Below are 15,725 nucleotides of genomic sequence, written 5' to 3' on the forward strand. Positions count from 1 at the left end.
TGGCCAACGAAACGGGCGGTGTGATCCTCCCACCGCCGTGTTCACACGAGCTGAACGCCCTGGCAGTTCAGACGTTTTCGACGATCGTGTCGAGCAGGGTTTCGTTCCAGTCCTGAGCGAGATCCCAGAACATTACGCCCTGCATCCCGCGCTCTTTGGCGAACGCGACTTTGGTTGCGATCGACTGTTCGTCATCGTAGCTTATGATCGTGTTCTCTTCGGTGTTGACGAGATACGGGACGTTGCCCGGTTCGTGGAACTTGCGCTCCCAGCCCTCCGTGTCGATGTAGTTTTCCTCGAGGTCGCCGAAGTCGAACGCTCCGGTCGGATCGGCTCCGTCTTCGAGGGTGTGATGCCAGGTTCCTTCGGGGAGCCCAGAGTACGAGCCATACAGTTCCGTCCCGTTGAAGCCACGGCCGTAGAACGGAAGTCCGAGAACAAGCTCGTCGTACGCAGCCGGGGGTGCGGGTGGATACTCCCACTGTCCCGGCCAGTAGCCCGTTTCGCCGTGATCACCGGCCCAGAGTTTATCAACGGAGTATTCGGCGTAGTACTGCGCGTGATAGGTCTCTCCGTACTGGCCGTTTTCGGTCGGATGGCCGTCACCGTTCAGCGGTGCGTTCAGCCCTGCCACGTCCATCCACGAGCCAGTGAAATCGTACGACATGATCATGGCGTAATCGCAGATCTCGCCGATCTCGCCGTGGCGGAGCCCACCGGCGTTCCAGTCGGACCCACCGTTGGCAACGGAAAGCCAGTACCGTTTGCCATCTTCAGCACTGGCGGCGTCAAGTTCGTCGCGCAACGCTTCGAGCAGGGAGATGTGCGTCTCGTAGTCCGTGTTGGAGCCACACTGACAGAGTCCCTGCTGGCTGCCCGGGTGTTCCCAGTCGATATCGACGCCATCGAGATTGTACTCTCTGACGATTTCGACGGCTCGTTGGGCGAAGCTCTGGCGCGTGCTCTCGGTGGCGGCGATCTCCGAGAAGCCGGTCGAATCGGCCCAGCCCCCGATCGAGACGTGGATTCTGGTGTCGGCCGCTGGCCCGGCTTTGAGATCGCGGAACGCCGCAAGGTTCGACTGGTCTTGCTCGCTCATGATCGTCGGCTCGGCTGCGTCGGCATCGACGCCGAGGAAGGCGTATTTCACGTCAGTGAGCTTGCTCCAGGGAACGTCCGCCGGGTAGTAGTCGTGCTCTGGTGTGGCCTTCCAGCCGGGGTAGTAGCCGATCACCTTGAATTCGTCGGGAGAAGCGTCGACAGTTACGGTCGTGGTGACCGTGTCGGTCGCTCCGACGTCGTCAGTGACGGTGAGCGCGACCGAATGGGTTCCCTCCGTATCGAAGGTGTGTGAGACGGTTTCCCCCGTCAGATCGGTCGATCCGTCGTCACCGATATCCCAGACGTATTCGGTTATCGTGCCGTCGCTGTCGGTCGATTCACCGGCGTCGAACGTAACCGTTGTCCCCGGTTCTGGGACAGTAGGTGTAACGGAAATGCTTGCCGTCGGTCCCTCATTCTCTGAACCATCGTCATCATCGTCGCCGCCATCAGAGTCACAGTCGCCGAGCTTCGTCCAGACGTTTTTCGATGCGTCCGGTTCGTTGCCGCGCGTCCACCACTCCGACTGGTAGAGCACGCCCTCGTAAACGACCTTCGTTGAACCATCATACGTGGCATTCGGGTCCCACTCCTGGATTGATGAACAGTCGGCACCAGCGGCGAATCCGCTGAGAACGCCCAGCGATACTGGCACTGTCGATACGGCTTTGAGTATATCACGTCGTGATTGTTGCATTGGTTGGAAGTTGCTCGTTGGTGGTCGAAAAGCGATGCGTCCGTGCTCACCAGGGGCTCTGATCGGCCAGCCGAATGGGGCCAATCGGGTCGGCGAGCCCAGTTTGATGGCCACCGAACTGCAGTCGATCGTACTGAACACGGAGCTGGCATGGTCGTCTCCAGAGTGCTGGCTCGACTTACAGCAGGCCGTTCGCCAGCGCGGTCAACAGCGTGTGATCAACGGTGTCGTGTGAGAGTGCCCAGATCATCGTCCCACCGTAGTCGTTGTTGGTGAGCCACGTGGTTTTCTCCTGGATCGTCTGTGGTGTTTCGTGGCTGAGCAGCATGCCCTGATCTGCGTTGTAGCTGTAGGCCCCAACCGCCGTCTCATCGTACATCGTCTCCCAGCCTGCTGCGCTGAGATCGATCTGGCTCGTGGAGCGCTCGCCGCCCGAGGTCGCGATGTCCCAGTAGTCGTAAATGCCACTGGCATCCGTATCTGGTGGGAACGAACCCCCGCCTGTGCCATCGAACGGCTGGAACAGTCCGTCATCAACATCGTTGCCGTTGCCGTCCGGCGCGCCAACGCTGGCGAACGATCGTCCGTAAAACGGTGTTGCCATGTTGAGCTGGCCAGGGTCCCAGCCGTTGTCCACGTAATACTGCAGCCCAGAGGAGATGTTCCAGTCGGCCGCGTTCTCGTTGGAGTTGGCCGGGTTGTGGTGGAGCGGCGACTGGTGGGCCGAATAGCTCGACCAGCCACCCGCGTAGTCGAACGTCATGATCGACGCGAAATCTAGCAGCTCAGAGAGCCGGTCGTGTTCGAGGCCGTTGTTGCCGGCCGTCGCTCCTTCTGCGGTTTCTGGCGAGGCCGTGAGTGCCACGCTGAGATGATACTCCCGGCCATCCTCCTGCCCCGCCGCATCGAGCGCGTTGCGGACCTCCTCGATTAGTAGCGTAAACCGGTGCTGGTCGCCCTCACGAACCGTGTTCGAGTCAAGTCCGCCCCCGCCTGGATACTCCCAGTCGATGTCGACGCCATCGACGCCGGCCTCGCGAATGATCCGGACACACTCCTGTGCGAACGTTTCGCGACGGGCCTGCGTGTACGCCGCATCGGAGAAGTTACCGGAATCGTTCCAGCCGCCGATCGAGATGAGACAGGTTACGTCCGTGTTCGCCGAAATGTCTCCGAACGAGGTGACGTCGTGGTAGGATTTCGGGAAGAGGAATCGCTGTGCGTGACTGTCACTCAGCCCGGAGATCGTTCCATCGGACTCTGGAACCATGAACGCATACTGCAGGTGTGTTACCTTATCCGTCGGAATGTCGGCCGGGGTGTACTCTCGGGCGTACTGCGCCCACTGCATCCAGTAGCCCACGATCCGATTGCCCGCTGGCGATCCACCGCCACCGTCCGTTGCGACGGTGAGCGTCGTCGAATCGGTGGCTGTCGCCCCACCATCATCGGTGACCGTCAGCGAAACGGTGTACTCACCCGTTCCGTCGTAGGTGTGTGAAACCGTCTGCCCAGTTGCTGACGTGCCATCACCCAGCGACCAATCGTACGACTGAATCGAACCGTCTGTGTCCGCCGAGTCGCTCGCATCGAGCGTCACGGATTCGCCGGGGGTCGGAGACACCGGCGTGACGGTGAACGACGCGGTTGGACTCGTGTTGCCAGAGCCACCATCGTCGCTACACGTTCCCTCACGGGTCCAGGCTCCCGCACTGCTGGCTGGCTCCGTGCCTTTCGTCCACCATTGTGCCGTCCAGAGCGCACCGTTGTGGACGACCTGGTCGTCGCTCGTGTACGCCGTTGTCGAGTCCCACGCCGCGACATCAGCACACGATACCGTATGCTCACCGCCCTCCGCCGGACCAATTTCTGTCCACACGGAAGCACTCGCTGATGGTTCGTCACCCTTTGTCCACCAGTTCGCTTCCCAGACGGTCCCGTTGTGTTCGACGCGGTCGCCACCGGAGTACGCCGTGTTTGGATCCCAGGCTGGATACTGTGCTGCTGTAGCCGTGCCGACGCCCCCCATTGCGATGAGCGCCGCTGACGTGCGCAATATGCTGCGCCGTGTGTGATCGAATGAATCGTTCGTCATCGTTGGTTGTGAACGGTGATGCTGGTAGATGCTCACCGTGGACCAGCATCCCGAGTGTGATGTACGGTTCCGACTATAAAATGATTATGGATATGTATAAATCTCTGATAGATATGGGTATCGATCCGTTGTGAAACGGTTGCAAACGGATATTAGCTCACGACGGACGAAGGCGCTATCGGTAGTTCGTACGTTTCTACACTGTAAACAGAGGACTCAGACAAATTCGGGATCAGATGATGGGTCCGGTCCCATTCGTCGTAGCAATGGGATCGCTACTGACCGGGACCGACGGGACCGCGACGTGATATCACGGGTTCATACGTTGTGGACGTGACAAGCGTGTCGTATCCTCAAGACCACTGGGACCGATTGTCCAGTTGTACGGTCGTTCGTTCATATTCTGTGAACGGATCGAGGCACTCTGCTACCCGGATTGTTTCACCTGGTCACCCTATACTACAGATCGCGAGAAGTTCTCTCGGCGCGTTTTCGTATCCGTCCACCACATAATCGAACGATCATCGTTACGTAATTACAGCTGTAATGGATTTCCAGTGGTGTCCACACAGTTCATTCGAACGAGGGGCCAACGGAACGTCTAGTGGCAGTGATGTTTGTAACTGATCAATACCATCTCGACCCTCATGTCATACACAAACTGACCTATAATTATATTATCTCCCAATTTGAATAATTATTCGAAAATTATGAATAAGTTAGAAAGGAGCGTCGCAAACTAGCAATCATGGGAGCCAACATGAAAGAGCGATTCGCATCGGATATGACGCAAATATTCACTATTGGTGAAAATTTTTCTTCGAAGATACTTCCTCCTGTTTATTATCAGCAATAGTCTGTAGTTCACATCCATGTGTGCAAAATTCTTTGTATTCAAATACTCGTTGGCTCAAGTTTCTCCCTGCTGAGATCGCGTGGCAATTATTAGAATGTTTTGCTGGCACGTTGTAGTTTCCACCATGTCAGGCGTACAATTCGCATGCACCTATTTTTGTTTCTTTGCCTCAGAAATAGGAGAAACCTCTACATACTCACGACCCCACAGAGATAAATGAAATTATATATGAAATTCGTAACATCCATAAGTTTTAATATTCTATGTATTGGGGGTAAATTTATATAGAAACCCGTTATACACACTATTGCTGGTTGGTTACCGAATCCCCGATGTCGGGGGCGAGGACCAGCGAGCATCAAAATAATCCATGAAACGAGCAATTCGAGTCGCAGTGGTAACGACCATGCTGTTGAGTATGGTTGTTGCTGGGTCTGCGTCACCGGTCGCAGCTGGTTACTGTTCAGGAAACAGCGTTTCGGGAGACGATATCGACGTTGCGAACTCTGGTGGGAACGTCGTGATTGACAATGATGACGATGACCACCACGGTCACTATTATGGCGACCACTATCACGACTACGACGATGGACTAATCGACATCCTATAACAACAGCCGGAAGCCATACGATTTTTTTGCGGTATGTCGTCGTCCCACCAGTGCGTACCAAGTCACTTCGGATCAAAGCTGAACGTACGAACGCCTGATCCAGAGGACAGCTACTGCTCACGAGCGTCGTGGGGTTCGACTGTCGAATCAGACCACGACCAACGTTGAGTTGTGCTAGCGTAACCGTCCCGCGAGCCCGGTGGCTGGCGTGCTTGAACAGCGTCCTGTCGAACGTTGGCCATGGTAACTAATCCGCGCGCGAGTACAAAATGAAAGTACGCCATGTCACAGATACGAGGGTTGCGGTTTTATTCATAAAATATATCATTTCCAGAAGCATATGGTGAGTCACAAAAACGTACAGCTCATATTGCTCTCGTCTGCTTATTAATAACCATATAACGAATCACAATAGATGTGAGAGATTGCATTGAATACACCAGTATACACCTACACTTTTATCTATACAATACTTCTGCAGTCCCTCCACTAATAAAGAAATTTTGATGTTTTTATACATCCATACCACAGCTATAGTTGAAATATATACCATTGGATCGATTAACTGTCTCGAGGGATAACCCCATAGTATAGAAATCCCTACATAACAAAGAGAGAGTGACAATTAGATCACAACGGAAAAATCCACTATTATTCAAGTTCTATACATAAACAAATTTATTTAAGTTCTATCTTTATCAAATATTGAATATCTATTGGAAATAGTGGAGAATTTTCCTGAAATTCGATAGCAAATTCGATGAGGATGTGTTCCACGCATCCAGTGCAGTTACTATTCAATCAGAATGGAAAGACAAGGGAGTATGATAGTTCGGCATTCACAAAACATATAATACGTTGTGATGGAACCTAGTCTATGGAAGAAAAATCGACTCGTCGTGTTTTTCTCACGACAATCGGGGCCGCTGGAGCGGTGTCGCTCGCTGGCTGTACGTCATTCGGAGGAGGTAGCGACGATGCTCCTGCATCTCCCGGTTCGGAGACGACTGGGAACGGAGACAACTCCAACGGCACAGACGGTAACTCCAACGGGACGGGCACTGATTCGGACAATAAAAACAAGGAAGTATCAGGAAAAAGTCTCTCGACGTTCAGCGTCGAGGAGTTCAAGAACGAAGAGTGGAAAACAATTGAAGGATCTGTCAAGGCCGGTATCGGCGACGCCGTCCACGGTGGACAGTCGGTAGAGCTCTCGCCGAAAAACAACGCCAACGAAAAGATGGCAGTTGTCCGGCATGAATATCGAAATCGGAACCGGCTGGATCTCTCGAAACAAGATCTTGCACTCGCGGCGAAGGTGAAAAATCCAACGGATCAACGGATTAAGGTCCGTGCAGTAATCCGTACGGCAGGGGAGAATCTCACAAGCAAGCGCCAATTCCCGGCAAATTTCAACGGGTGGGCTCGGTTTGATCTTGGCTACGAGGATGTTGTGGACGGAACCGCTCTCGATAAAGTTGTCGGGATTGATATTCAGTTCAATCGTGGCGGCAAGGATTTCACCGTGTTGGTTGATGACTTGCGACTCATCCCAAAGGCCAACAAAGGAAAGGTAATGATCCAGCTCGACGACGCCCACATCTCGCAGTACGAAAACGCATTCGAAATCCTGAAAGATAGTGGAGTCCCCGCTTCTGTTGGCGTAATCCCTAATTCACTTCGTAATGATGACCGAATTTCGTTCGATCAGCTCAAGGAGATGGCCAACAACGGAATCGAGGTGAACACGCACGGTAAATGGCGCGCGGCCGAGGTGAACAAGCAAGTGGAAAAGGAGAATATGAAACAGGCGAAGAACTACGTCAAAGAGCTTGGATTCAAGGAGGGGGCCGAGCATTTCATTTATCCTTACGGACAGATGGATTCGCACACGCTCAAAAACGCCAAAGATGTGTTCTCTTCAGCGTACGTCCAAGGCGGAATGCCAAACAACGCGAAAAATCCTGTGAATCCACAGTTCATCTCTCGAATTGACGGAACGGCAATTTCGGGCTCACGTGACATCATCAATGCCGCCGAGGCGTACAATCAGCTCGCCGTTATCTATTTCCATGAGGTCGGCGACTACGATTCAGGCAGTGCTATTTCTGCCAATCAGTTCAAAGAGCAGATCGACTTCATCAAATCCAAAGACATGGACGTGATCGTTCCGTCGGATCTGTTCTGACAGCATCGAACTGAATTGTAAAATACCAGTACGATCTGACTCTCTGCGACTATCTTGTGGCTACAACTCAAGATCGATGTATCTCGCTTCCCAGTCGTTGCGCGCATCGATTTCTCGATCTCCACGACGGGTCACCGTATAATAGTTCGTCCGGCGATCACGTTGGCCCTTCTCAACAAGCCCTTTCTCCACAAGCGTATCTAGGTTCGGATATAATCGACCGTGGTGAATTTCTTTCTCGTAGTAGTCCTCAAGTTCTTCTTTGATCGCCAGACCGTGTGGGTCTTCGCTGCCAGCAATTACGTACAGCAAGTCTCGCTGAAAACCAGTCAGGTCGTGCATATCTCTCGAATGCTAAGATATCACATCACATATTTCTTTTGTGTACTCTTTCAGAGCGATCGAACCATTATCGGTCGGTTGTGCGTCAGTCTCCCCTGATTTCCTTAGCAATTCGTTCGAGTTTCTCGAACTCATCATCTCCATAGGCAATCACCCGAACCACGGTGAGCGACGTTGACTCGAATTCATCGATCGTTGTACAGAGTATTCTGGCTCCGGTCTCGAACTCCAATCCAGCGACGCCAGTCCCGAGCACTGGAATGACTATCGACGAACAGTCCCGGTTGTCAGCCGTGAGAAGGGCGTTTTTCGTGGCCGTTCGAACGCTATCAGCCGTCGCACTGCGATCACCATAATGGGGCATTGCCGCCGCATGAATGACGATCTCGGCTGAGAGTTCGTAGGCATCCGTAACCGCTACCTCCCCAAGATCGACTGGCCCCTGTTCGACTGCATCATCGTTGATAGGCCCGTTTGCACCCCGTCTAAGTGCGCCCGCCACCCCCGATCCCATCTGTAAACTCGTCCCGGCGGCGTTAACCAGCGCATCGGCCGCTTGCTGTGCGATATCGCCCTGAATGGTCGTCCAGTCCATACGAGACTCCTCGGTCGGCGTGATGAAAAATGCACTACCAGACGCATCTCGAAAGCCTTTCCCCTGAATTGGCTGTATCACTGGTATGGGCTTTGGAAGCTACGATGAATCAGAACAACAGAATCAAGAACTCAACACCGACAGCGACGACGTAGAAGGCGTTGCCGTCCACGAAAACGACCATGACGGCGAACTGACGTTCGAATCACAGGCTTCCACAGACGATCTCGTCGATCAGCTCAAAGCCATCAAATCCGATCGCGACGACTGAGCAAGCGTCGCGACGGTAGTGTGTTATCTTTTTATCTTTCTGAACTAAATTAGTTATCAGTCAGTACCATCCACTCCATACCTTTGAACATCACTTTTATGCTCAGAAGACATCCCTCCAAGTGATCACAGTATGCAATTACTATCACCGCAGAAAACGTTCATCGATGAAGCACTGTTTGGACTCCGATTGCTCCTCGGATTCGTGTTTCTCTACCACGGCGTCCCAAAACTGCTAGATACTACCGCAACGATCGGAGCGTTCGAATCGCTTGGACTCCCCGGTCTACTCGGACTGGTCGTTGGTGTCCTCGAAGTCGTGGGTGCAGTATTACTCATACTTGGTGTCGCGACGCCTATCGCGTCACTGGTACTCGCTGCGATAATCGTCAGTGCGATTGGACTCGTGCACCTCCCGGAGGGGTCGATTGCCGCAGGGCTCGAACGTGACCTGCTCATCCTTGGGGCCTCCATCGTGGTGTTCACCGCGGGGCCCGGTCGGTATGCACTGAACACTCACAGTCGATCGGAAACGACTGTCAGTGAAAAAGCCGAAGGCTGAACGACGATCGATTGGGATTTTTCTTGACCAGTACGAAATAACACCCAACGATTCACAGAAAGGTGGTCTGATAGATCCGTGATGGGGAGTGATCACGGCATCACACCATCGGAAACAGCGGACGAATTACTGCATGACGAACAGAACACAATCGGTGTGAAAGACACCGAATCGAGCCGCGAACTACCCTGGCGTTGTCAAGTGGTCGTGTACTATCCGGTAGGGCATTCCATCAGTGGAACGCAGTTGGTACTCTAGCGAGATGGTACTTAATTCTATTGGCCTAATTAGAAAGTTAGGCATGTCTAATCCGTAACAGAGCAACGGTATCACGTGAGACACACCACACCGTTGCCGGATAGAAATACGAACGATGAAACCTCGCCGGCGTTCAGGGTTCACACATGGCGGTTCTTGAACGGCTGCTCACTCTGCTTGCGGTGCTGTTGGCCGGAACGGCGCTTCGATGGCTTGGAATTCTCGTCGATCGCCGGATCGAGCTGTTGAATACTGTTACCTACAACATCGCCCTTCCAGCCTTGATTTTCACTGCCACATACGATCGATCCGTCCTTTCGGTGCTGACGGGCACATTGCTCGAAGGGCTGGTCATCGTGGTGGTTGGAACAGTGCTGGTCGGGTGGGTTCTCACACGAGGAGAATCAACCACGGCTCGACGGAGCGTGGCACTCGTCCAATCATATCACGCCAACATCGGATACCTCGGGCTCCCACTGGTGGCCGCGACGTTCAACGACCACGTGACTGCAATCGCCAGCGTCATCCTCGGCGTTGTGGCGTTGATTCAGGTTCCCATGACCATTGTGGTGTTGAGTTCGATGAACGATTCCAGCGCACAGTTGCGCTCTGAGCTCCGTCAGTTGCTCACGAATCCAGTGCTGGTATCGCTCATTCTGGGGCTGGGCGTCGGCACAACCGGAGTTGGTGTGCCGCCAGTTATCGCAGGCGGACTCGATGCCATCGGTGGAACAGCACTGTGGCTCGCGTTGCTCTGTGTGGGTGGTGCGCTCTCGATCGAGCGCTCTGCGATCGATCCGTGGGCAACAGCACGCGTCGTGGCGGTCAAAATCGCCTGGATGCCGTTGTTCGCCTGGCTCGTCTTTTCGATTCTTGCGGTCGATCACGCCACATTCACAGCGAGCGTCGTGCTTTTTGGCACACCAACGGCCGTTTCGACGTACGTCTACTCGAGCGAACTCGGTGGCGACGACACGTTTGCCTCCATTAACGTCTTCGTCACAACGGTGCTCTCGATTGGTTCGTTGTTCGTATTGATTCGGCTCGTTCAGTGATCGTGACGGACAAAATCACATCGAAATTTATTGCAGTGCATCCCGATGTTGCAGTAGACACCGTCGATGTACGACAGTATCTGCATCCCAACTGACGGGAGTGCGATTGCGAAACACGCCGCTCGCTACGGGATTTCGCTGGCCCAGGAGTTCGACAGCACAGTCCAGGTCGTGAGTGTCATCGACGAACGGCTGTTCGCCCACCAATTCGGCCGACCCGAGGCGGCAGCCGGTGCGTATCGGAGCGAAATCGAGACACAGTCCACCGACGCCGTCGCCGAGATCGAAACGATGGCGATGGCAGCTGGAATAGACACGACGACTGACACCGTTGCGGGCGTTCCCCACGCAGTGATTCCAGCGTACGTTACCGAACACGACGCGGATCTCATCGCCATGGGGACCCACGGCAGAACGGGTTTCGATAGGCTTTTGCTCGGAAGCGTCGCCGAACGCGTCATTCGAACCACCACAGTGCCCGTATTAACTACAGGAGAAACCACCGATACCAACGCCGACTATGACGACGTACTCGTCCCAACGGACGGAAGCAAACCAGCTATGAACGCGGTCGAACACGGAATGGCAATCGCTTCACGAACGAACAGTCGGTTGCACGTTCTCTCGGTCGTTAATCTTCCAGGAATCTCGAGCGGTCTTGATGAGGAATCCTCCATTCTCGATCTCACCGAACAGCTCAGCGACGAAACCGAGGGAATCGTGCTCGAAATCGCAGATCGTGGCCGCGAACGCGGACTCGACGTTGAGACGGTTATCGAAAATGGCACTCCCGAAGAAGAGATCGTCGATTACGCAACCCAGACAAATATTGATCTGATCGTGATGGGCACGCGTGGGCGAACGGGGCTCCAGCGGTATCTGCTCGGGAGTACCGCAGCCAACGTGGTCAGACACAGTCCCTCTCCGGTGATGACGATCGCCAGTGACGACTGAATCGTGACAGACAACCCCAGCCACGACATCCTTTTTCAGTTCCCACTCCTACCGACGAATGTGACTCTAGCGATATCTGCGACAAATCTCAAAAAATCATACGGAGAGGTGCAGGCACTCGATGGAATCTCTCTTTCGGTCGAACAGGGCGAATTCTTCGGATTGCTTGGGCCAAATGGTGCCGGCAAGACGACGTTTATCAACACACTCGTCGGATTAGTGAAAAAATCCGGCGGTGACGCATCCGTGTTCGGCTACGACATCGAATCCGACTATCGCGAGGCCCGTGACCGTATCGGACTCGCGCCACAGGAGTACAACGTTGATCGGTTCTTTCCGATCAGGGAGGTCTTGATCCACAAGGCCGGCTATCACGGCATCACCGACGAGGAGGCAGCTAGTCGAGCAGAAAACGCCCTCAAAACGGTCGGTATCTACGATAAACGAAACACGCGCTTTGACTGGCTGTCTGGCGGGATGAAACGCCGGTTTATGCTGGCCCGGGCGCTCGTCACTGATCCCGAGTTGCTCATTCTCGATGAGCCAACCGCTGGCGTCGACGTCGAGCTTCGGCACGATCTCTGGGAAATCATCACCGAACTCAATGATGCGGGTACCACGATTTTGCTCACGACCCACTACATCGAAGAGGCAGAACGGCTCTGCGATCGCGTGGCGATCATGGATCAGGGCCGAAAGCTCACGGTTGCGAGCCCTGAATCGCTGATGGAGCGAGGATCAGATACGATTCGGCTCACACTCGAGAACGCACCCAACGAGCCACCGGCGATCGACGACGAGCGGATCGAATCACTCTGGATCGAGGGTGCACAGCTCGTGGTAACAGCCAGGACGGGCGGAGAGATCGCACCCGCGTTAATCCGCGCGCTGGACCACAATGGCCACACGGTGCTCGATATGAACATCGAACGAACATCGCTTGAGGAGGTGTTCGTCTCGTTGACCAACGGTGAGGAACCGGGGAAATCGGTCACTTCCCAACAGGAGGTGGCACAGTGAGTGTTCGGACGACTGGATTGGTGACGCTGATCCATCGCGAGATCCTGCGCTACGTTCGCCGGCCATGGAACACGTTTTTGCCCCCAACGATCACGAATGCGCTCTATCTGATCGTGTTCGGTGTCATTCTCGGCGGACGGATCCAGGTTACAGGGACCAGCTACATCCACTTCATACTCCCTGGACTGATCGTGCTCGGTGCGGTCAGTGATGCCTTTCAGAACGCTTCGTTTTCGATCTTTCACGGCCGCTGGAACGAGTACATTCACGAGGTGCAGACAGCGCCGCTGTCGTACACGGAGATGGTGGTCGCGTATGTGTTGTCGAGCGCGCTGCGTGGAACGCTGATCGCCGTGTTGATCGGAGCGGTCGGTGTGCTGTTTACGAATCTACTCCCATCGATGGCTCCCATTGGCTTTGCGCATCCGTTCCTGGTCGTGGCGTTCGTCGTCGTGATCACGCTGTTGTTCGCCAGTTTTGGCGTCATCGGTGGCCTGTGGGCGGAAGATTTCGATCATCTCACGGTGATGAACCAGTTCATCATTCGGCCGCTGGTGTTTTTCGGCGCGGTGTTCTATCCACTGAATGATCTCAGTCCGTTCTGGCAGAACGCCTCGTTGTTGAATCCGATGGTGTACATGGTCGAAGGGCTTCGCTTTGCGATGCTCGGATCGAGTACGCTCGATCCGAGGGTGTCGCTGGGTGTGCTGTCGGTTGTCACTGCAGTGTTGGTCACCCTCGACGTGCAGCTATTTAAGCATGGATTCGGGCTGACCGACTGAATTCAATTGCTGTATTGACTCGTTTTGAAGCGCCAGCCGCCAGCGAGGGTCACTATTAGTACTGAACGAGTCCTTGATAGAAATTGATATTTATTATAATTCAATATTCTGGATATAGAAATATGGCCAATCACTAATGGTAGCAAGTTATGAATCCGAAAGACGTCTTAGGGAATATCACATCATAATTACCCCACCATATATGAATATAAAAGGAATCGATTGTAAGGGAAACATCCATATAAAAATTTTACAATTTATTTATAATATAATTGTTAGATATTTTTGGTTTAGGCGATATTTTCCGACAGCATTATTACTAATGTGTAACCAATACTGGTGAATTACATGCGGAAAAATACAAGCACTACTCGAAGGAAGTTCATAAAAACAACTGCTCTCGGTATGGCTGGAATCGTAGGCACTTCAAGCACCGCCAGTGCAGCCGGAAGTTCCCTACTTCAAGTTACTGGGTCGTCGAGCACTTCATCTAGATACGTTGTAAAGAACACTTATGGATCATTTTATGAAGATTCAGGCATTGAGGATGCCGATTATGCTGGAGATCGAGTAGTTGGTACAATGTATCAAAAAAGAGATCAATATACATATGATGGAAAAGTCTCCTACCTTAATGTAGCAGACGGTTTAAGTGGAAGCGATCCGAAAATACATATAAATATTGATTATAATAATTACGTCACTATTAAAACGGATAATGGGGCAAAATGGGACTATTCATTTGTTACACATTCAAGTATAATGAAAGGAGATAAAGCTGAAAGCGGTGATACCATCAGAGAATCAAATGGAGAGTATATTGTTGAGGGGCAGATTTTAGGAGGTAGAGTGGATAATTTCTATTTCCCCAACAGCTTGAATGTGATTGATTTTACCGTATCATCTGAATCCGGTAATCATGTGAGCTTTAATCTTCTTTAGTCTGGTGAGAATAAAACCCGTATCGGCTACGGTCCCTCCCTAGGTACTTCCAAACTCAGAACTGACGAACTGCCCTCACATCTGGTCGAGATCTGATTCTGTGTATTTGTTTAATCTGCCACCAATCATTATGAATATAAATCTAGGTAAGTAAATTATTGATGTATGATTCATTGTGAAATTTTGTATAGTGAGTGAACTGAATAATAGTGTATTGAACGACCTGTTTAATCGTCGTAAACCCCCGTTACATGTAGACAGAGCAGCGATTTTACATCTTCCAGCTGATCATCAGACAACCTATCCAACTCTACACTTCGTATTTGTTGTGGCGAAGGAGCTAGTTCGTGGAAAGACCGTCGCTGCGACCAGATGGTTCCTCTCAGTCCGTTCTGGCAGAACGCCTCGTTGTTGAACCCGATGGTGTATATGGTCGAAGGGCTTCGCTTTGCGATGCTCGGATCGAGTACGCTCAATCCGGGGGTGTCGCTGGGTGTGCTGTCGGTTGTCACAGCAGTGTTGGTCGCCATTGACGTTCAGCTGTTCAAACGTGGGTTCGGACTGACCGACTGAGTTCAGGTGCTAGATTGACTCGTTTTGAAGAGCCAGCCGCCGGCGAGTGCCACTGCCAGACCTGGAAGGGCTTCTACGAGATAGCTCGAGTAGTGGTTACAGCCATCGTCCCAGGTGAGTGAGAGTGATCCGAGATCCACGCCGAGCGAGTGATAGTTTGGTATCCAGACGCCCAGTAGCTGCCAGTGGTCAGCGTGTGTTGGACAGCCAACCGCCGTACTCTCCGTCGGCATGAGCAAAAATCCGATCGCAAGCACGATGCCGACGGCGAGGAGCACCATTGCTGTGAGATGGCGAACGAAGTGGGTGGTCATCCATGTTGGTGCGGGTTCATTCGGTAAATGCTTTTTTGAAGAATGGTTGGCGGTACAATTGTATACGAAGGGCGTTGAGTGAGCGGAGGGGTGTGGTCCCGTTATGGAGCCATTCGTGCTATCTGTCCGTCAGGGCGTAGAGATGGTTATTGCATACAATATACAGGTTATCGCCGACAAGAGCTACTGGCGAGAAGGATACAGCCATATCATTTGGAGAGAACCGCCATCGAATATGACCGTCTGTAGCATCGACAGCCACGAGGCCCTGTGTGTCATTTCGGTCACCCCCGGTAGGAACGTAGACGACGCCATTAGCGACGGCCGGTAAGCCAACGGAGGGCTCCACGGTTCCTCTGGAGATTTCGCTTCGCCATAGTTCGGTTCCGTTCTCACCATCGATTGCAACGAGCCAATTTCGAGCGTTCCACACAAATCCAGCGTATACGATCCCATCGGCCACGGCGACGGAGGCCGGCTGGGTCAGCATTAATAGTATCTCCATTCCGAT

General features: G+C 53.0%; 16 protein-coding genes. 10 read left to right on the plus strand and 6 right to left on the minus strand.

What is annotated here, in order from left to right; genetic code table 11:
* Positions 1-67: 67 nt before the first annotated feature.
* Complete coding sequence (locus JXQ78_RS16200; protein WP_330632873.1) at positions 68-1,798, minus strand: glycosyl hydrolase family 18 protein; 1,731 nt, start codon at positions 1,796-1,798, stop codon at positions 68-70.
* Between the two features lie 178 nt (positions 1,799-1,976).
* Positions 1,977-3,893 carry a glycosyl hydrolase family 18 protein gene (locus tag JXQ78_RS16205; protein ID WP_330632874.1) on the minus strand — a complete coding sequence of 639 codons (1,917 nt, stop codon included), beginning with the start codon at positions 3,891-3,893 and terminating at the stop codon, positions 1,977-1,979.
* A 1,226-nt stretch (positions 3,894-5,119) separates the two neighbouring features.
* Here JXQ78_RS16205 and JXQ78_RS16210 point away from each other — a divergent pair.
* Both JXQ78_RS16210 and JXQ78_RS16215 read left to right on the plus strand, forming a co-directional pair.
* Complete coding sequence (locus tag JXQ78_RS16210) at positions 5,120-5,359, plus strand: hypothetical protein (protein WP_330632875.1); 240 nt, start codon at positions 5,120-5,122, stop codon at positions 5,357-5,359.
* Positions 5,360-6,236: 877 nt separating this feature from the next.
* A complete protein-coding gene (locus JXQ78_RS16215) occupies positions 6,237-7,547 on the plus strand; it encodes a polysaccharide deacetylase family protein (protein WP_330632876.1) in 1,311 nt (436 codons plus the stop codon).
* A 60-nt stretch (positions 7,548-7,607) separates the two neighbouring features.
* Here the strand turns inward: JXQ78_RS16215 and JXQ78_RS16220 are convergent, their stop codons facing one another.
* Positions 7,608-7,889 carry a PadR family transcriptional regulator gene (locus JXQ78_RS16220; RefSeq protein ID WP_330632877.1) on the minus strand — a complete coding sequence of 94 codons (282 nt, stop codon included), beginning with the start codon at positions 7,887-7,889 and terminating at the stop codon, positions 7,608-7,610.
* 85 nt (positions 7,890-7,974) lie between these two features.
* A complete protein-coding gene (locus JXQ78_RS16225) occupies positions 7,975-8,484 on the minus strand; it encodes a macro domain-containing protein (RefSeq protein WP_330632878.1) in 510 nt (169 codons plus the stop codon).
* 85 nt (positions 8,485-8,569) lie between these two features.
* Between JXQ78_RS16225 and JXQ78_RS16230 the strand changes: the two genes are divergently transcribed.
* The 8 genes from JXQ78_RS16230 (at position 8,570) to JXQ78_RS16265 (ending at position 14,900) form a co-directional block, all read left to right on the plus strand.
* Positions 8,570-8,755, plus strand: coding sequence for a DUF5786 family protein (locus tag JXQ78_RS16230; RefSeq protein WP_330632879.1), 186 nt, complete (start codon positions 8,570-8,572; stop codon positions 8,753-8,755).
* Positions 8,756-8,887: 132 nt separating this feature from the next.
* Positions 8,888-9,316: a DoxX family protein gene (locus JXQ78_RS16235; protein ID WP_330632880.1), complete on the plus strand. Its 429-nt coding sequence runs from the start codon at positions 8,888-8,890 to the stop codon at positions 9,314-9,316.
* Positions 9,317-9,720: 404 nt separating this feature from the next.
* Entirely contained in the window at positions 9,721-10,629 is a 909-nt protein-coding gene (locus JXQ78_RS16240) for an AEC family transporter (RefSeq protein ID WP_330632881.1), read from the plus strand.
* A gap of 66 nt (positions 10,630-10,695) precedes the next feature.
* On the plus strand, positions 10,696-11,583 hold the full coding sequence (locus JXQ78_RS16245; protein ID WP_330632882.1) for a universal stress protein: 888 nt from the start codon (positions 10,696-10,698) through the stop codon (positions 11,581-11,583).
* A gap of 60 nt (positions 11,584-11,643) precedes the next feature.
* Complete coding sequence (locus tag JXQ78_RS16250; RefSeq protein WP_330632883.1) at positions 11,644-12,603, plus strand: ABC transporter ATP-binding protein; 960 nt, start codon at positions 11,644-11,646, stop codon at positions 12,601-12,603.
* On the plus strand, positions 12,600-13,385 hold the full coding sequence (locus tag JXQ78_RS16255) for an ABC transporter permease (protein ID WP_330632884.1): 786 nt from the start codon (positions 12,600-12,602) through the stop codon (positions 13,383-13,385). Before JXQ78_RS16250 ends, JXQ78_RS16255 begins: the two co-directional genes overlap by 4 nt.
* Positions 13,386-13,733: 348 nt before the next feature.
* On the plus strand, positions 13,734-14,327 hold the full coding sequence (locus JXQ78_RS16260) for a hypothetical protein (protein ID WP_330632885.1): 594 nt from the start codon (positions 13,734-13,736) through the stop codon (positions 14,325-14,327).
* Positions 14,328-14,699: 372 nt separating this feature from the next.
* Entirely contained in the window at positions 14,700-14,900 is a 201-nt protein-coding gene (locus JXQ78_RS16265) for an ABC-2 transporter permease (protein ID WP_330632886.1), read from the plus strand.
* 2 nt (positions 14,901-14,902) lie between these two features.
* Here JXQ78_RS16265 and JXQ78_RS16270 read toward each other — a convergent pair whose 3' ends face one another.
* Positions 14,903-15,214: a hypothetical protein gene (locus JXQ78_RS16270; RefSeq protein WP_330632887.1), complete on the minus strand. Its 312-nt coding sequence runs from the start codon at positions 15,212-15,214 to the stop codon at positions 14,903-14,905.
* 118 nt (positions 15,215-15,332) lie between these two features.
* Positions 15,333-15,719, minus strand: a complete 387-nt coding sequence (locus tag JXQ78_RS19135) for an outer membrane protein assembly factor BamB family protein (RefSeq protein ID WP_407934058.1) — start codon at positions 15,717-15,719, stop codon at positions 15,333-15,335.
* Positions 15,720-15,725: the final 6 nt, after the last annotated feature.

Origin of the sequence: Halocatena halophila (genome assembly GCA_027563145.1) — an archaeon.
Lineage (GTDB): Archaea > Halobacteriota > Halobacteria > Halobacteriales > Haloarculaceae > Halocatena > Halocatena halophila.